The sequence below is a fragment of the Kangiella marina genome, assembly GCF_039541235.1.
In the GTDB taxonomy this organism is placed as follows: Bacteria; Pseudomonadota; Gammaproteobacteria; order Enterobacterales; family Kangiellaceae; genus Kangiella; species Kangiella marina.
The window spans coordinates 866,082-884,681 of sequence record NZ_BAABFV010000001.1; the positions used below are offsets into that span (position 1 = coordinate 866,082).

Sequence of the window (18,600 nt, forward strand, 5' to 3'; positions counted from 1 at the left end):
CTTACAGTGAACCGTATTTATTACGCAAGCGCTGACGCACGACTTCCGCAATGGTGTTGAAAGCAAAAGTAAATAAGAACAATACAAATGCCGCTAAGAACAGTACTCGATAGTGTGAACTACCTACTTCAGACTCAGGCATTTCCACCGCAATATTGGCTGAAAGCGTTCGCATACCTTCAAAGATATTCATGTCCATCACTGGTGTATTACCCGTAGCCATTAACACGATCATGGTTTCACCCACAGCACGCCCTAAACCAATCATCAAAGCAGAGAATATGCCCGGACTTGCTGTTGGTAGAACAACACGCGTTAGTGTCTGCCACTGGCTGGCGCCAAGTGCGAGCGAGCCGTTAGTTAAATGTTTAGGGACGCTAAAAATCGCATCTTCTGTAATCGAAAAGATGGTAGGAATCACGGCAAAGCCCATCGCTAAGCCAACGACTAACGAGTTACGCTGGTCGTAATTCATGCCATGATCATCTAACCAGCGAGGCATGTCGCCATTAAACAACCAACCTTCAACTGGCTCACCAACCCAGAATGCAAAAACAGTACCCAGAACAATCACTGGTAGCAACAAAGCCGCTTGCCAACCATCCGGTACTTTATGCTTAATAACATCTGGAGCTTTATTCCAGGCCAGACCAAATAGTACTGTAAAGACTGGTAGCAAAATTATAGTTAGCAGAAAACCAACCAGCGTTTCTTCAATAATTGGCGCTAACCACAGTCCCGCCAAGAAACCTAAGATCACCGTTGGCAAAGCTTCCATGATTTCGACGGTGGGTTTGACCATCGAGCGCATTTTTGGCGCCATAAAGTAAGCGGTGAAAATAGCACCGAAAATGGCTAATGGTACCGCGAAGAGCATGGCGTAAAAGGCCGCTTTCAAAGTACCAAAGCTTAGTGGCACTAGAGAGAACTTAGGCTCATAATCATTGGTTGAGGCTGATGATTGCCAAGTAAATGTTGGCTCTGTGTAACCCTCGTAGAACACTTGATTCCATAAGGATGACCATGAAATCTCAGGGTGCTCATTCTCTACAAAAAAGGTGTTGGCTTGACCGTTTTCTCCCACGATCAGCAGTTTATTACTGCGTGAGTTGATCGCTAAATCCTGTATTGGCTGACCAAAACTTAACTCTTTAAGCAAACGCTCAGAGGTGGTGTAGAAAATACCAATATTGCCTTTAGCATCACCCGCAATGAACCCTTTACGACGTGTTTCTGGCACTAAATGCTTAATCGGTGCATCGGCTAGTTTGAAGTCTCGAATTCTGGTTAACTGACTGACGCCACCTTCCTCATGAACCTGGAACCATTGACTGACAACACCGTCAGACGTGCCAATCATTAACGACACCTGGCCTAGTAAGAATTGAGCCTCCGTGATTTCTGCACCATTCTCCGTCAACTGCTTCGTTTCTTGCAGTAGCCACTCACTGTCCTCATAGCGATAAGCACTCATTTGCCCTTGCTGACCAATAGCATACAACCAGTCAGGGCCTAGAGTTGCTAGTAGATAAGCAGGCTCGAAAGCGGTTTCAAAGGTTGCCGAACTTGCCTCTTCCAGCTCTAGCTCTTCGCTCAGAAAAGACTGCTCAACATCAAAAGCTTTGGTCACAATCTGGTTATCAACGGTCACACCGGTTAGCAGTAAGCCGTCTTCCCACAACTTAGCGTTTAACAACTTTATCTCGCTATCAGCAAATGACACCGCATCTTCACCAAACGGATAGATGATGCTTGGCGTCAACTTTCGCTTATTCTCAGGATAGCTGACGGCATAATCCTGTTGTAAAAGCTGCACACTGCCATCAGCGTAAGCCACAGCCATCATACCTTTAAGGTCGAGCTGTGCAGCCGCAGTAATAGGCTGCGACTGTGGCAACTCAAACGTGGCTAACACTTGATTGCTTTCAACGTCGGTAAACTGCATGGAACCGTTTGCACCCAAACCAAAAGCAATTTCACCGTATTCTTCAACTTCCAAGTGTAATAATTGCTGCTGTGACCATGAATAATCCTTTTCCAGTTCAATCGATGCAGGCTTAAAAATAGGTAAAACCACCCATAGAAGGTAGAAACAGATAAGAACAACGGCAACAATAACCGACATGCCGCCAAAGGCAATACCGTAGCGAGCGAGTATGTCGTTTATCTTGCGCCTTTTGTGCTTCCCACTTTGCGTTTGCTGGTCTAACAGCTTACGCGTGGTGTCTTTTATCGAGGTACTCATGGCAAACCAATTCTAGAATCATGCGCAGATTATAAGAAAGGAATGTGACACTATTGTTAAACCTCTGTAATATTAGCCCTGAAATATGACAGCCGAGCTGTAAGCTATTGATGATTGAGGAATAAGGATAAAGTTTCTGTAATATTACCTGTTTCACAAACCCTTAGCGTTTCTGTCATGTAACTGTCATAAATTAATCGTAGAATTCACACCGTCTTTTAATAAAACCCTCTTTTTTTGGAGATGACAATGAAATTAAAATTATTAGCAGTAGCAGTAGCAGCTGTAATCTCTACTCCAGCTTTCGCAGAAAGCGAAGTAAAGGCTAAAGCTGGCGGCGGCGCAAAGTTCACAACTGACGACGTAAGCATCAAAGTTGGTGGTCGTTTAATGTATGACATCGACTGGTTCGATGATGAAGCATTCACTGGTAACACAGGCTCAGGTTCTGACTCAGAACTACGTCGTGCTCGTATCTATGTCAGCGGTGAGTTTGGTGACTGGGAAGCTAAAGTACAAGGCGACTTCAAAGATGACGGCGATACAGCTTTAAGCGACGCTTACATCCAGTACAACGGATGGGATGACCTTGAGCTAGTTCTTGGTAAACACAAAGAGCCATTCGGCCTTGAAGAGCAAACGTCTTCTAAAGACATCACAGCTATCGAGCGTACAATGATTACTAACGCATTGGCTCCAGGCAAAAACTACGGTGCGTCTTTAGGTTCATTCAGCGATGAATTCACTTGGATGGTTGGTTTATATGACCACGGTGAAGAAGGTGGCAACATTGCTACTGGCGTTACCGGTCGTATGACTTTTGCTCCAGTAATTACTAAGAACCAAGTATTACACTTTGGTGCTGGTGTTCGTCAAAGCCGTTTAGCGGGCAACGAATACAAAGACGCTGACCAGCGTTTAGAAATCCACACAGCTGACGAGAAAGTTGGTGCGGGTACTATCGGTGGCGAAAGCATCATGGCTTACAACTTCGAAGTGGCTTACGCTGCGGGACCTTTCCACGCACAAGCTGAGTTCTTCGACGCAGAAGTAGATGGCGGTGTTAACGCTGATACTGATATCTCAGGCTACTACGCTCAGTTCGGTTACGTTCTAACTGGCGAATCTCGTCCATACAGCAAAGGCAAATTCAAGCGTGTATCGCCAAAAGGTGAAAACGGCGCTTGGGAAATGTTTGGTCGTTTCAGCCACTATGAGCCAGGTTCAGACGAAGCTGACGCTTTCACTCTAGGCTTGAACTACTACGCAAACAAAGCTGTTCGTGTAGGTGTTAACTACGTTATGGGCGACATGACTGAGGGCGGCGTTGATAAAGACGGTAACGCTATCGCAGTTCGTTTCCAGTACGTATTCTAAGACTTCTCTGAGTCTTTGGATGTCAAAGGGCGCTTACAGGCGCCCTTTTTTATGCCTTCTTGTTAATTTCTTCGGTCCTAAGCAATGAGCTTTAAATTTGTGCTTAATGGTATTTAGACACTTGCATGATTTCTGCGATTCTCTATGATTGAATGACACTTACAAAGGGATTCACCATGCTAGACTCATTCGACTTCAACCTTGCCGATATCCTGTGGCCTGTGGCAGTTTTAGTGATCGGTTTCTTTGTTTACCAAGGTTTACAAAAAGCATTTAATCTCAGCAATAAAAAAGAAAGCAACTTGGTGTTACAGAAGCAAATCACCAACATCGTTTTTATCTTATTGTTGATTATTATTTTCGTCATCGCTCTGCCGATAAAAGACAGCATCAAAAACCAAATCATTTCGCTGATTGGTATCGTTTTATCCGCATCAATAGCCCTAAGTTCCGCCACATTTTTAGGCAATATCATGGCTGGTATTTGGCTACGTTCAGTACGCAATTTTCGCATGGGTGACTTCATTAAAGTTCAAGACATGTTTGGCCGTGTATCAGGGCGAGGCTTACTGCATACCGAACTACAAAGCATTGATCGAGACTTGATTACATTACCCAATTTATTTTTAGCGACAAACCCTGTAACAGTGATGCACAGCGACGGTACCATTATTTCCACGCAACTTTCTTTAGGCTATGACGTAGATCATAGCGTTATTGAGCCTGTGTTAATTAAAGCCGCTGAAGACGCCGAGCTGGATAAGCCCTTCGTCTATATCGACAGCTTAGGTGATTACTCCGTGGTTTATAAAGTTCACGGCTTAGCCAAAGATTTAAAGACGACCCTATCTTCACGTTCTGCCTTGAACCGCTGTGTGCTCGACGCGCTGCATAAAGCAGAAATTGAAATTGTATCGCCCACCTTCATGAATCAGCGCCAGGTCAACGAGCAAGTCTTCATCCCTAAAAAACGCAATAATCACGCGAAAAAGGACACGGACAAACCTGAAGACGTTATCTTCGATAAAGCCGATAAGGCCAGCAAGCTTGATGAGATGAAAGAGCAACATAATGACTTATTGCAACGAATGGAAAAAGCCAAAGAAGCTATCAAGCACGCGGAAAATGATGATGTCGAGCAGGAACTCAAGGCAAGTTATGAAAAGCTCCAAGCACGAGAGCAACAGATGGCTCAATTCTTAGAAAGTAAGCTCGAAGAAATTAGCCGAGAAGGAAAAGAAGGCTCCTCAGAAAAGCCGTCTGACTAGTCGTTCTGCGATCAGCCCTACAGCAATCAGCAAGCACAAAAAAAGCGGCTAGTTAGCCGCTTTTTTGATGCTTATTCAGACGATATTCTGATTATTCATCACTCGCCATAAATAATCTTAAGACGTACCAGAACATCATGGCCACACTGGCAAATAACTGTAACGCAGCACCAACGTAACGATCTTCAGGGTAATGATGTAAAACATTTGATGTATCATATAGGATTGCTGCACCAGCTAATCCAATCATACCTACACTAAACCATGTTCCTAGCTGGAAGCCGAAAATAAAAGCCGCGCCGATAGCTAATAATGCTAAACCGCCAGCCCACATTAAGATACCGCGTAAGAATGAAAAATCTTTACGTGTGTAAAAAACGATAGCAGTCAAAATACCAAAGCCAACTAGGGTCACCGTCGCAGCACTTTGAATAACGCTACTTGCGTAATTGGCTGCGATTAGCAGCATAGGGGCGAAAATAATCGCTTCCGCAATAATGAAACCCACCAAGCTCGAATACTGAGTCGCTTTAGATTGAGATGTGTGGGCTAAATGTGTTGCCGCCCAACTTGCCGCAATAAAGCCACCTAATAAAATCATCCAACCAGCGCCGAACGAGAATACCCATTCTGCGATAGCCTGGGAAATACCAGACTGGTAGAAGTAGAAGCTAATGGCGACAAAAGCAAAAATAGCCCCTAGCAAATGGTTATAGGTTTTTGTAATAAATTTAGCGCGATCACCTAAGCCTGTTCGGTTTACCGCTGCTTCTTGTTGTCGAATATCTTGGTAGCTCATTCTTATCTCCTTAACTCAAGCTAATCTTACTTATATTAATTCTATCGTGAGAATATGTTATTGGGATGACTTCCGACTAGAACGGAATATCATCGTCAAAATCATCATCCATCGCTGGTGCTGGCTGAGGCTGTTGATTTTGCGGCTTCTGCTGTTGCTGACCACCGAATGATGTATCACCACCGCCGCCACCACGGCCGCCCAACATTTGCATCTGACCATTAATATCAACCACCACTTCAGTAGTATATTTGTCTTGACCGGATTGGTCCTGCCATTTACGCGTTTGTAGTTTACCCTCAAAGTAAACTTGCGAGCCTTTGCGTAAGTACTCACCTGCAATTTCAGCTAATTTGCCGAAAATAACCACTCGGTGCCACTCAGTTTTCTCTTGTTGTTGACCTGAGCTTTTATCTTTCCATGTTTCAGAGGTTGCAACCGTGATATTAGCGATTGCACGCCCATCCGCTGTGTAGCGAATTTCTGGATCCTTACCAAGATTACCGACTAAAATAACTTTATTAACGCCACGACTGGCCATGTAATACTCCTATCTTTATAAATTCTTTAACAATTAGCCTTCAATTTGGCCAAGACTCAACAAATCCTTTTGCTGGATTTTAGATTTATCAACTTGTAAATATACCTTGCCTTCACCGTCATTCGCAATCGCTTCGAGCACTCCTGGCATCTTTAATGCCGATATTTGGGCATTCTTGCTCGAATTTTCTTCATTTGAGTCCAACTTGACGATAACTTTCTCAATCTCAGGTAACTTGCCTAAAAAGGCCAATGCAACTCCCGCCATCACCGCTAACACGATATTCATGGCCAAAATGCCATCAACACCCAACTTAGGGAGCAGATAGCCAGTCACGCTTCCGCCAAGAAAAGCGCCTAAAAACTGGCTGGTGCTAAAAACCCCAAGGGCGGTCCCACGATACTGAGAGCCAAAAAGATTCGATACCGTAGACGGCAGCTTTGCTTCTAGCAGGTTAAATCCTGCGAAAAATAATGTCAGCACCACTAACCAAAAAGCAATATGCGTAAAGCCGGTAAATAAGCTCGCTAAGGCTAATACAATCACCGCAAAGGCTAGCTGCATAATTTGGCGATGCATTTTCTTACGCTCTGCACCAAGCATCATCGGCACCATCAAGACGATGGATAACACTAAGACCGTTAAGTAAATCCACGAATGCTGCGCTAACTGATAACCGCTTTGCTCAAGCTTCTCAGGCACAATCATAAACACGGCAACTAATGACCAGTGAATCACGAATACGGCCAACGCTAAAACAAAGATTCGTCCTTTCGCCGTCACATGGCGCCAGCGCTCGCTGAAACTTAAATTCAGGTGAACTTTACTCGCTTGCTCACCCCGAGGAACGACTGTCATCGCTACGATGAGAGCGATAAAAGCCAAGGCGGCTATGACAAAGAATAAACCTTGTAGCGATAACCATTCACTTAAAATCGGCCCTAAAATCAATGAAATAGCAAAAGCTAAACCAATACTACCACCGATCATGGCCATCATTTTTGAACGTTGCTCGGGGCGACTTAAATCAGCGGCTAAAGCCATCACAGCACTAGCAATCGCGCCAGCCCCTTGTAACGCACGTCCCGCAATCAGTCCCCAGATAGTGTCAGAGAAACCCGCCACCAAACTACCAGCGATAAATACCACTAAGCCACCATAAATCACTGGTTTACGGCCGATCTTGTCGGACAATAACCCTAAAGGGAGCTGGAGAATCGCTTGCGACAAACCGTAGATACCCAAGGCCAAGCCTAATAATGGCAATGTCGCGCCTTCTAAATCCTCACCAAGAATACGAATGACAGGCAATAGCATGAACAACCCTAACATGCGTAGGGCAAAGATACTGGCTAGGGAAACCGCGGAACGACGTTCTACAGAGGTTAGTGGTGAGGACTTCATAGTTGAATCAGTTAATAATCTCTAAAAGGCTTTTCGCAAGGCCTCATTTCACGCTATAGTTAACGGTTTGTGATTCTCGCATTTTATGGCGTAAAGACCAAATTTATTTTACGAGCAACTAGAACCAAGGTTCAGTTCAATCGAGTAGCAAAAAAGCAATTTTCTACGTCATTCCCGCGAAGGTGGGAATCTAGTTAAATACACATACTTCATAAGATTCCCGCCTTCGCGGGAATGACAAGCAATCTGATAGGAGCTTGATGGATACCATAGACGTCCGCGGTGCAAAAACCCATAACCTCAAGAACATTGATATAACCCTTCCACGTGACAAGCTGATAGTGATCACCGGCCTTTCTGGCTCAGGTAAGTCCTCACTAGCCTTTGATACGTTGTATGCCGAAGGTCAGCGTCGTTACGTTGAATCTCTTTCTGCTTATGCGCGCCAGTTCCTGTCGTTGATGGAAAAACCCGATGTCGAACACATCGAGGGGTTATCACCAGCAATCTCTATTGAGCAGAAATCCACGTCGCATAATCCACGCTCAACCGTCGGTACTATCACGGAGATTTATGATTACCTGAGGTTATTGTTTGCTCGTGTCGGTACACCACACTGCCCTGAGCACCAGTTACCGCTGCAAGCCCAGACCATCAGCCAAATGGTGGATTTGGTATTGGAACGTGAAGCAGGTGAAAAATTAATGTTATTAGCGCCAGTGGTTCAAAACCGCAAAGGCGAGCATATCCAATTGATGCAAGAGCTTCAGGCCAAAGGCTTTGTGCGCGCTCGCATCAATGGCGAAGTCCACGAGTTAGCCAGCCCGCCAACGCTAGAACTTCGCAAAAAGCATACGATTGAAGTGATCGTAGACCGCTTTAAAGTCAAGCCTGACTTACAGCAACGTTTAGCAGAGTCATTCGAAACGGCACTTGAGTTAGCGGACGGTATCGCCCGAGTCGCCGCGATGGATAACTCAGACAAAGATGCTGAAGAAATGGTCTTCTCGGCGAAATACGCTTGTCCAACGTGTGGTCACTCGATTCAAGAACTTGAACCTCGTATCTTCTCCTTTAATAATCCAGCGGGCGCTTGCCCGACGTGTGATGGCCTAGGTGTCGATCAGTTCTTTGATCCCGAAAAAATTATTACCAACGAAGATATTTCAATGGCCGGTGGCGCGATTCGTGGCTGGGATCGTCGTAATGTTTACTACTTCCACATGCTTAAGTCTTTGGCAAAGCACTATAAATTCGACATTGAGGCGCCGTGGAGCAGTCTTGATGCGAAAACTCAGAAAGTCATCTTATACGGCAGTGGCACTACGCAAATAAATTTCGAGTACACCAACGACCGCGGTGACAACTACCAGCGTAAGCATCGCTTCGAAGGCATTATCCCGAACATGCAGCGTCGCTACCATGAAACAGAATCCAGCGCAGTGCGTGAAGAGTTGCAAAAATACATGACGACGCAAAGTTGCTCAAGCTGTGACGGCACTCGCCTGAACGAAAACTCGCGTAACGTCTTTATTGAAGGAACGGCGCTTCCAGAGATTACTCGCTGGTCGATTGAAGACAGTCACAATTACTTTAATACGCTCGACCTTCCAGGTCAGCGTGGTGAAATTGCAGCAAAAGTCCTAAAAGAAATTTGCGATAGACTGGGTTTCTTGGTCAATGTCGGCCTCGATTACCTAACGCTAGAGCGCAGTGCGGACACGCTTTCAGGCGGTGAAGCCCAACGTATCCGCCTCGCCAGCCAAATTGGTGCGGGTCTAGTGGGCGTGATGTACATTCTGGATGAGCCGTCGATTGGCTTACATCAGCGGGATAATGATCGACTGCTAAAAACACTGGTCCACCTACGCGATCTAGGTAACACCGTCATCGTAGTCGAGCATGACGAAGACGCCATTCGTGCCGCAGACTATGTAGTAGACATTGGTCCTGGCGCTGGTGTTCACGGCGGCGAAGTCGTGGCGGCAGGTCAGCTGGAAGACATCATCAAGAAAAAAGATTCGCTGACAGCGAAATATCTAACCGGTGAGCTAAAAATTGAAGTTCCTAAAGAGCGTACCCAAGCAGATAAAAAGAAATTTATTTCACTCAAAGGCGCTACTGGCAACAACTTGAACGAGGTCAGCCTCGACTTACCTGTCGGTCTTTTGACCTGTATTACAGGGGTTTCAGGTTCCGGTAAGTCAACCTTGATCAACGATACGCTCTACCCTATTGTTGCGCGCAAAATCAATAAATCGAGTTTACAGCCGAAAGCTTATGACTCGATTGATGGCTTAGACAACATCGACAAAGTGGTCGATATTGACCAAAGCCCTATCGGTCGTACGCCACGTTCTAACCCAGCAACTTATACGGGTATCTTCACGCCAATTCGTGAACTGTTCTCTGGTACACAAGAGTCACGCGCTCGTGGTTATAAACCTGGCCGCTTTAGTTTCAACGTCAAAGGTGGCCGCTGTGAAGCTTGCCAAGGCGATGGCGTGATCAAAGTCGAAATGCACTTCTTGCCGGATGTGTATGTTGCCTGTGATGTCTGTAAAGGCAAACGCTACAACCGCGAAACACTTGAAGTGTTATACAAAGGCAAAAACATTCATGAAGTGTTAGAGCTGACGGTTGAAGATGCGCGCGAATTTTTCGACGCGATTCCAGCCGTAGCGCGCAAACTACAAACCTTAATGGATGTTGGTCTGTCGTATATCAAACTTGGCCAAGCCGCGACCACACTTTCCGGCGGTGAAGCGCAACGTGTGAAACTTTCTCGCGAGTTATCGAAACGCGACACAGGGCAAACGCTATACATCCTTGATGAACCAACAACAGGTCTACATTTCCACGACGTTAACCAGCTGCTCAAAGTCCTACATCGCCTGCGCGATCATGGCAACACCGTCGTCGTCATTGAACACAATCTAGATGTGATAAAAACCGCCGACTGGATTGTCGACCTTGGCCCTGAAGGCGGTAGTAAAGGTGGGCAAATTATCGCCACCGGAACGCCCGAAGACGTCGCCAAAGAAAAAGGCAGTTACACCGGGAAATACCTAAAGCCTATGCTTAGCAATTAACTCTCATAAAAAAGCCCGCTAAAAAAAGCGGGCTTTTTATTCTAACCCAACAAATTACTTTACGATGTTCGCACTCAACTCCACACCCACATAAAACCAGCGTGGTTTAACGACGATGTACCAAGTGCCAGACTTCGGATTAGTCATCACGCATTGCTCTTGGTTACCGTGTTTATTTGAACGGCATAACGGTTTATTACTATTGCTGTTATATAAAAATAGATCAGCGTTGCCCCAGCCCCCATTCAGGTTAACCTCTAAGTTGTTAACTTCATCAGGCAATCCGACAGAATAAACGCGAGGGAAAAACGGCAAGCCCCACAATCCATCTAAAGCCATAACTTCAGAGTGTGATTGTGCTGCTTCGAAGTTAAACTCTGCGATAATAGGATCGTGATCCGAAGAACGATACGCATCCGTTGAGTAATAGTTTTGAATCTGTGCCGGTGTTTTATACTCGACGTTATAGTCCAAAATACGTGGCTCGTCAGCATTGATATGCCACTCAGTAACATCTACCAGCTTATTGGCTAAGTCACCTGTTGCTAATGCGTGATCTAAGCTGCCTGACCAACCTTTGAATACATAGCTATAGTCCGTTGGTTGCGTTAAATTAACATAACCATTTTGCTCTAACTCATGCACAGGGTCTTCTTTGGCGTAAGCATTCAAGTCACCCAATATCATGATATTTGAAGTCGAGACACCTGTTGGGTTGGTCGCTAACCAGCTCGCTAAATAGGTCGATGCTTCCGTGCGGCGCTCGTTCCAACAGCCTTGAAAGTCACCTTGATCTTCATTAGCACTGCCATCGCTTGGGCAGCTCCCCTTTGATTTAAAGTGATTAACCGCAACCGTGATTATTTCGCCTGACTCACTGTGCTTAAAGGTTTGTACCAGCGGCTGGCGATTCTTGTCATCGAATGGATAAGCATTCGTGGTAACCGCAGTACCTTCTTCTGTTACTGAGCTTGAGCGATAGATAATACCCACAGCGATGGCGTCAGTACCCACTTGTGATGCGGCAGGTTGCGAGAAAGCGTACTGTTCATTTGCTGGAGCTAGCGTATTCAATCCATTAACCAAGTCTTGAATCGCGCTATCGCTATCAAAGCCATCATTTTCAACTTCCATGATACCGATAATATCGGCGTCCATGGCTATGATAGCGTTGATGATTTTATCACGCTGACGCTGGAACTCCGCAAAGGTATCGGCACCGCGAGCAGTTGGGAAGCCACCACCTTGCCCGTCACCGTTGAAGTAATTCAATACATTGAAACTAGCGACACGAAGGTTGCCAGTGCCAGCGAGCTGTGGCGCCGTTGTTCTTGTATTAGTTGAACTAAAACTTGGCTGTTGCGTTGGTTGTAATCGATAGACACCGAAGCCGTAATCAATGACCCCGACTAAGTTGGTAACCGTATCGCCAGTACGAACCGTATTATAAAACGATAAGTCACCCGTTGGGTAAATAACGGTTTCAGGATTTTGCGCCGTGCTGTAATCATCAAGCACTATGGTACTGAGCGCGTTAGCATCCGCCAGCTGTTGAGCGTCAATGCCAGGACGATGTAATTGAGTTGGCTGGAATAGACGTTCAGTCGCTAAGACTAACTCGCCATAACGTCCCAGATTATAATTCTCAGTGACTTTTAATGATTGCTGAAACTCGACGAGCATACCTTCTTTAGCTTCCAAATCATTTTCAGACGTTAGAGGTAACTGAATTACCGTCGGAGCAGGAACTGGCGACGCGCCACAATTAATTAAGTCCGTGATATTGGTCAGTTGGGTTTTGTCATAATACTCATCAACGGTACCCGCGATACGGACGCGATCGCCAACTGATAAGTTATAAGCGCCAGAACCCAGCCATACCATTAAGCCTTCAGAAGTTGCAGAGTCAGTATCTTGCTCTGTCGCTGTTTCTTGTACGAAGTAGCTGTTCAGCTGTCCTGATGCTGAAAAATCCGCCGTTACAACCGCTTCGATTACCACACCCTGACCATCCAATGGACTGACTAAACCATTACCTTGGATTTGATGGATAAAGGTTTTGCTGTCGCCACAAGCGCCGATTTCGCCAACAGGATCACTGCCACCAGCGTATTGACCTAAGTCTGAAAAATCGTCTTGCGCCAGCGTATCCCACTGCGTAGCCACGTCATAAGCATCGCCACTGTTGGTGTCTGCGCTTGAAGTTGGTTTACGCAATAAGGTCATGTTTTGCGTCTTAGCAGTGCTATCTCCCCAGTAACTTCCGGGGTCAGTTCCTACTTGACCAATACTATCGACTAGACCTGAACTATTCACTAACTCAATGGCATCATCGCCATTAAACCAACTCGAACCATTGGTTAAATCAGCCACATTTAAAATCGCTGCATCAGCACGATTGTTGGCAATGACAAATGTCTGCTGACTGGCAATAGTCCCCGACAAGCTGACTGTCGTCGAAGCTGAGGTATTCCCATTGAAGTAAAATTTAAGTTGGTAATCGTCTAAAGAAATCGCGTTGTTAGAATTATTGTAAAGCTCAATCGCTTTGTTATAACTACTGCCTTCAACATACTCTGAAATGATCACACCTGCTTTTGCATTAGCTGTCACTAACGTACCCAACGTTAAAGCTACTAAGCTAGGCAACAATTTTGTATTCTTGAAATTCGACATATCCCCTTCCACACTTTGTAATAAAAAAATGCATTATTCGTGTGGAATGTTTCAAAACGCAGACGCTTTTATGACAAATAACTAACGCATATTCAATTTGAGGATTACCGCATAAATAGGCTCAATGTCATGCTTTCTTCATTATTTTGAAATAATGCAGGATCAAAAAAGCCCGCACGTAGCGGGCTTCGGTACACAATGAATACTACAGAATTTCTTCTTGCGCTTCTTGTTCGGCTTTGGCCTTAGCAGCGGCTTCTTTCTTTTTCATCAAGGTCTTTTGATATTTCGACTGCACAATATCACTCAGTACCATCACCGCAATCACAAAGTAGAAGGTCGCTTTGTTCATTGGCTCAATCGGGTAACCGAAGAAGTGTAACTCAGACTTATGGCCGCCATCAGCAAGCAGCATAATGCCGACAACCAGTAAGATAAATAAACCTAACACTTCAAACATACGGTTCTTTTGCAGAAATTCCGATACCGTATCTGCCAGCCAAATCATGGCGATACCGCTTAAGATAATGGCAATCGCCATAATCCAGAAATTATCGGTCAGCGCCATAGCACTTAGAATGGAGTCAAACGAGAATACCAAGTTCATCAGCACGATGAGGAATATAATCTTACCCGCTGACTGAGGCTTGCGCTCTTTACCATCACCAACTTCTAGCGCCATCATGTGCCAAATTTCTTTAACGGCCGTGTACATAATGAAAATACCACCGAATAAGACGATAATACTTTCAAGATTAAATACCCCTGTAATGACGCCTTCCCACTGGATCGTAAACAAAGTGTCTTTAACCTGATCAATCAGTTTGACCAACAGGAACAACAGGACAATACGCAGAACAACCGCTAAGCCAATACCGAACCAACGGACTTTCTTTTGCTGCTCCAGTGGTGCACGTTTCGACTCAAGGGAGATATAGAGTAAGTTGTCAAAACCTAACACGGCCTGTAACACGATCAACATACCTAAAGTAAATAGGTTTTCGATAGTAAATAGTTCCATTCTTTGTTCTCTTTAATTATGATTTACTGAGTGCATCTTAGCATAGCCGTTTGATTTTTCGAGATCCATACATAATGAATAATACTAACATCACCATCCTTCCATTCAGTCCAGAACTGGCCGACGATTTTAGGCAGATCAATCAAGCTTGGATTGAAAAGTACTTTGAAGTTGAGGAAGAAGATCAACGCGTTCTTAACAATCCTGAGAAATACCTAATCCAAACGGGTGGACAAATACTCTTTGCTCACAATGATACGACTAACACAATTATTGCCGCCTGTGCTTTAAAGAAATGGACCGATGATGAATACGAGCTATCCAAGATGGGCGTAATCGAAGGATATCAAGGTTCAGGCATTGGTAAGTTACTCGCCCAAGCCATTATTGAAGAAGCCAAAAATCGAGGTTGTAAACGTCTATTTTTAGAGTCAAACCGTAAACTCAAATCCGCGATGAAACTTTATCAAAAGCTTGGGTTTAAAGAGTTTAACAATCACGAATCGCGCGTAGATTATCATCGATGTGATATTGTGATGGAGATGTTTTTGTAGGTTTTTCCTCTTTTGGCATTACTTCTTACGGTCACTGGATCCCGCGGTCAAGCCGCGGGATGACAGCTTAGAGCAGCCCCAAATGCCTTGTAACAAATGTCATGAAAAAGAAACTTTTCTCCTTCAACTTCACTGCTACACTCAAACTCTTTTACAATCGTCATCCCGCGGCTTGACCGCGGGATCCAGAACCTTCTCTAGCAAGAACTCAATCAGTTAATACTTCAGCCTTAACCACTCTATCATTCTGTTCTAGCAACATTGCAACGCCCATGCCTTCAATAACTTCACCGAAGATAGTGTAGTTGCTGTCGAGGTGTAAGTTTGGCGCTGTGTTGATAAAGAACTGGGCGCCGCCAGTGTCTTTACCTAGGGTGGCCATCCCGACAGTACCGGGCAAATGCGAACGGTAGGAGAGCTCTTCTCGAATGCTATAACCGACCGAACCAGAACCATCACCGATATTACTGCCGCCTTGGGCGACGAAGTCGTGAATCACGCGATGGAAATAGCTGTTGTCGTAATACCCTTCTTCAACCAGCTTGAGAAAGTTTGCCGATGTATAGGGCGTGTCTTCGAACAGTTTTAACTTGATGATGCCCTTTGTTGTGTTCAACACAACGGTGTGTAATTCAGGCAATCTATCTGGTGTAGCGGCCGCACTGCTCGCTGTTTCAGCCTTCTGATTAAGGGCTTGCTGAGCGCCTTTGGCGATGATGGCTCTATCGCTTTTCGCTAACGTCTCCAATGTTTCATGGTCTTTTCGTTTAGTGAAGTACGCAATTGCTGCCCTTTGTAAGTTCGGATCGTCGCTTTTGCTCCATAACGTCACGATTTTACGGTCAGCTTTATCGCCACGAATCAGTGCCATCATGGCTTCATATTGAACCCATGTATTGTCACTGTTCAATTGATTTGCTACTGCGGAATGAACATTGTCTTTTTCTAACCAAGAGTTATTCATGGTTTGTAAGGCTGTTACTTGGCTCATGACATCTTTTTGCTTTAATGCGATTAAAACGCCGGCTAACGCTGCTGGATTTTCTTTAAAGTTAGCCAGTCCCCGAATCGCACTCACACGAATCCCAATATTCTCTTTTTGGATATGAGTTAGTAGCATGGGTAAGACTTTGTTCAGTTGCGTATTAGCAAGAGCGCGGATCATCTTAGCTTGCGCTCGTGGTTCTAGGGTATCAAGCTGCTGCAACACCTGATCAACCTGCTGCATCTCCATCAAGTTTCGGCGCGACATCAAATAGCTGGCTTCGAGTTGAGTTTTCGGGTCCCACAAGGCTTTAATGAGCTGGCTTGAACTTAGATGTTCAAATGAACCAATCAAGGAAGGATGGAAAGAGCTGAGATTTACCAGCCCCTGAAGAGCGCCACGAATTTTCTCAGGACTGTCTGACTGATTGATAATATCGGTAAGGACTGGTTGTGCCTTGGGATAGCCCATATTGCCAATCGCCAATGCCATGCGGTATTGGACGGAAGGTTCAATTTCGCTATCCAGCGCCTTCACCAAGTGCTCACCAAGCGTTGGCACTCCACCAATCCCTAGCGCAAAAGCAGCAGCCTGACGAACGTGCGCTTGCTCATGAGTAAGGTACGGCAGCACTTTATTCATGGCTACCTCGCCTCCTACTCGACCAAGTGCAATCAAAGCAACTTCTAGCGTATCAGCCGACAAAGACTCGCAGCCAAGGGCCTTATTGAAGTTAACATGCTCTGCATCACGCTGATCGGCAGCTTGGTACAACTGAGCAGGCGTAACGCAGGCCAAACTGATACTGCTAAAAAGGCCGAATAGCGCCCCGAGCGCCCATAAAATCAGGTGTTTCATGACTCCTCCTGTAGCCTAAGCCGTTCTGGCAATGTAAAATGCCCGCAACATTGATTAAGGTATTATTTTAATGGCTCAATACATCTACACCATGAATCGGGTGAGCAAGATTGTTCCCCCCAACAAAACCATCTTAAAGGATATTTCACTATCTTTCTTCCCTGGCGCGAAAATTGGCGTTTTGGGTCTAAACGGTGCAGGTAAATCGACCTTATTACGCATCATGGCTGGCATCGACCAAGATCATGATGGCGAAGCTCGTCCACAACCCGGCATTAAAATTGGGTACTTGCCGCAAGAGCCACAACTCGACGAAAGCAAAACCGTTCGTGAAATCGTCGAAGAGTCAGTCACTCACGTCAAAGAAGCGTTGGCTGAGTTGGATCAGGTTTATGCCGCTTATGCCGATGAAAATGCTGATTTTGATGCGCTGGCCAAGCGCCAAGGTGAGCTGGAAGCGATCATTCAAGCGGCAGATGGCCATAACCTTGAAAATACACTTGAGCGCGCTGCTGACGCACTACGTTTACCGGTATGGGATGCTAAAGTTGGCAACCTATCGGGCGGTGAACGTCGTCGTGTAGCCATTTGCCGATTATTGCTTGAGCACCCTGATATGCTACTTCTCGACGAGCCAACCAACCACTTGGATGCTGAGTCTGTCGCATGGTTAGAGCGCTTCTTAGTCGATTACAACGGTACCGTTGTTGCCATTACCCACGACCGTTATTTCTTAGATAACGCAGCGGGCTGGATTCTTGAGCTGGATCGCGGCGAAGGCATTCCGTGGGAAGGTAATTACTCGTCTTGGCTAGAGCAGAAAGCGAAACGCCTGGAGATTGAAGAGAAACAAGAAGCATCTCGCCAGAAGACCATGAAAGAAGAGCTGGAATGGGTGCGAGCAAACTCGAAGGGCCGTCAGGCCAAGTCAAAAGCTCGTATGTCGCGTTTTGAAGAACTCTCAAGCAAAGAGTTCCAGCAGCGTAACGAGACGCGTGAGCTGTATATTCCACCCGGGCCACGCTTGGGTACTCAAGTCATTACCGCAAAAGGTTTAACCAAAACGTTTGGCGATAAACTGCTGTATAACGACTTAAACTTCAACCTACCGCAAGGTGGTATCGTCGGTGTGATTGGTCCGAATGGTGCGGGTAAATCGACCATGTTCAAGATGATTACCGGTCAAGAGCAGCCTGACTCAGGTGAACTGCAAGTGGGTGAAACGGTTGATCTAGCTTACGTCGATCAAAGTCGTGACTCTTTGGACGATAGTAAAACCGTATGGCAAGAAATTTCCGACGGTTTGGATATTATCACCGTGGGTAATTATGAAACGCCTTCACGCGCTTACGTCGGTCGCTTTAACTTCAAAGGCTCGGATCAGCAAAAATTAATTGGCAACTTGTCAGGTGGTGAGCGTAACCGAGTGCACTTAGCCAAACTGTTGAAAAGTGGCGGCAACGTCTTGCTACTGGATGAGCCGACCAACGACCTGGACGTAGAAACCTTGCGTGCGCTTGAGGATGCTCTACTCGCATTCCCAGGTTGCGCCGTCGTGATCTCGCACGACCGCTGGTTCCTCGATCGTATCGCGACGCACATTCTCGCGTTTGAGGGCGATAGTGAAACGGTATGGTTTGAAGGTAACTATCAAGAGTATGAAGCGGATCGTAAGCGCCGCTTAGGTGCAGATGCTGATCAGCCGCATCGTATTAAGTACCGCAAGATTACTAAGTCATAACCTTTCTTAGAATCGTAACCTTCCTTAAAATACAGACTG

At 45.6% G+C, this 18,600-nt stretch carries 12 protein-coding genes; 5 read left to right on the forward strand and 7 right to left on the reverse strand.

What is annotated here, in order from left to right; all coding sequences use genetic code 11:
• Nucleotide 1: 1 nt before the first annotated feature.
• Nucleotides 2-2,245 (reverse strand): ABC transporter permease subunit, encoded by a 2,244-nt coding sequence (locus ABD943_RS03755; protein WP_345291842.1) that lies wholly within the window; start codon nucleotides 2,243-2,245, stop codon nucleotides 2-4.
• A gap of 249 nt (nucleotides 2,246-2,494) precedes the next feature.
• Between ABD943_RS03755 and ABD943_RS03760 the strand changes: the two genes are divergently transcribed.
• Nucleotides 2,495-3,622: an OprO/OprP family phosphate-selective porin gene (locus tag ABD943_RS03760; RefSeq protein ID WP_345291843.1), complete on the forward strand. Its 1,128-nt coding sequence runs from the start codon at nucleotides 2,495-2,497 to the stop codon at nucleotides 3,620-3,622.
• A gap of 176 nt (nucleotides 3,623-3,798) precedes the next feature.
• Nucleotides 3,799-4,890: a mechanosensitive ion channel family protein gene (locus tag ABD943_RS03765; RefSeq protein ID WP_345291844.1), complete on the forward strand. Its 1,092-nt coding sequence runs from the start codon at nucleotides 3,799-3,801 to the stop codon at nucleotides 4,888-4,890.
• A 91-nt stretch (nucleotides 4,891-4,981) separates the two neighbouring features.
• Here the strand turns inward: ABD943_RS03765 and ABD943_RS03770 are convergent, their stop codons facing one another.
• The 3 genes from ABD943_RS03770 to ABD943_RS03780 all read right to left on the reverse strand — a co-directional run bounded on the left by ABD943_RS03770 (nucleotide 4,982) and on the right by ABD943_RS03780 (nucleotide 7,634).
• Nucleotides 4,982-5,689: a Bax inhibitor-1/YccA family protein gene (locus ABD943_RS03770; protein WP_345291845.1), complete on the reverse strand. Its 708-nt coding sequence runs from the start codon at nucleotides 5,687-5,689 to the stop codon at nucleotides 4,982-4,984.
• 76 nt (nucleotides 5,690-5,765) lie between these two features.
• Nucleotides 5,766-6,230 carry a single-stranded DNA-binding protein gene (ssb, locus tag ABD943_RS03775; protein WP_345291846.1) on the reverse strand — a complete coding sequence of 155 codons (465 nt, stop codon included), beginning with the start codon at nucleotides 6,228-6,230 and terminating at the stop codon, nucleotides 5,766-5,768.
• Nucleotides 6,231-6,263: 33 nt separating this feature from the next.
• Nucleotides 6,264-7,634: an MFS transporter gene (locus tag ABD943_RS03780; protein ID WP_345291847.1), complete on the reverse strand. Its 1,371-nt coding sequence runs from the start codon at nucleotides 7,632-7,634 to the stop codon at nucleotides 6,264-6,266.
• 260 nt (nucleotides 7,635-7,894) lie between these two features.
• Here ABD943_RS03780 and uvrA point away from each other — a divergent pair, with 260 nt between their 5' ends.
• Nucleotides 7,895-10,726, forward strand: a complete 2,832-nt coding sequence (gene uvrA / locus ABD943_RS03785) for an excinuclease ABC subunit UvrA (RefSeq protein ID WP_345291848.1) — start codon at nucleotides 7,895-7,897, stop codon at nucleotides 10,724-10,726.
• A 54-nt stretch (nucleotides 10,727-10,780) separates the two neighbouring features.
• On the opposite strand, the gene ABD943_RS03790 is transcribed toward uvrA, so the two are convergent.
• Both ABD943_RS03790 and ABD943_RS03795 read right to left on the reverse strand, forming a co-directional pair.
• Nucleotides 10,781-13,402, reverse strand: coding sequence for an ExeM/NucH family extracellular endonuclease (locus tag ABD943_RS03790; RefSeq protein WP_345291849.1), 2,622 nt, complete (start codon nucleotides 13,400-13,402; stop codon nucleotides 10,781-10,783).
• Between the two features lie 205 nt (nucleotides 13,403-13,607).
• Nucleotides 13,608-14,423 carry a TerC family protein gene (locus ABD943_RS03795; protein WP_345291850.1) on the reverse strand — a complete coding sequence of 272 codons (816 nt, stop codon included), beginning with the start codon at nucleotides 14,421-14,423 and terminating at the stop codon, nucleotides 13,608-13,610.
• A gap of 74 nt (nucleotides 14,424-14,497) precedes the next feature.
• Here ABD943_RS03795 and ABD943_RS03800 point away from each other — a divergent pair, with 74 nt between their 5' ends.
• Nucleotides 14,498-14,977, forward strand: coding sequence for a GNAT family N-acetyltransferase (locus ABD943_RS03800; protein ID WP_345291851.1), 480 nt, complete (start codon nucleotides 14,498-14,500; stop codon nucleotides 14,975-14,977).
• Between the two features lie 208 nt (nucleotides 14,978-15,185).
• Here the strand turns inward: ABD943_RS03800 and ABD943_RS03805 are convergent, their stop codons facing one another.
• Nucleotides 15,186-16,820: a peptidylprolyl isomerase gene (locus ABD943_RS03805; RefSeq protein WP_345291852.1), complete on the reverse strand. Its 1,635-nt coding sequence runs from the start codon at nucleotides 16,818-16,820 to the stop codon at nucleotides 15,186-15,188.
• A 70-nt stretch (nucleotides 16,821-16,890) separates the two neighbouring features.
• Between ABD943_RS03805 and ettA the strand changes: the two genes are divergently transcribed.
• Nucleotides 16,891-18,561, forward strand: coding sequence for an energy-dependent translational throttle protein EttA (ettA, locus tag ABD943_RS03810; protein WP_345291853.1), 1,671 nt, complete (start codon nucleotides 16,891-16,893; stop codon nucleotides 18,559-18,561).
• The last annotated feature ends 39 nt before the right edge of the window (nucleotides 18,562-18,600 follow it).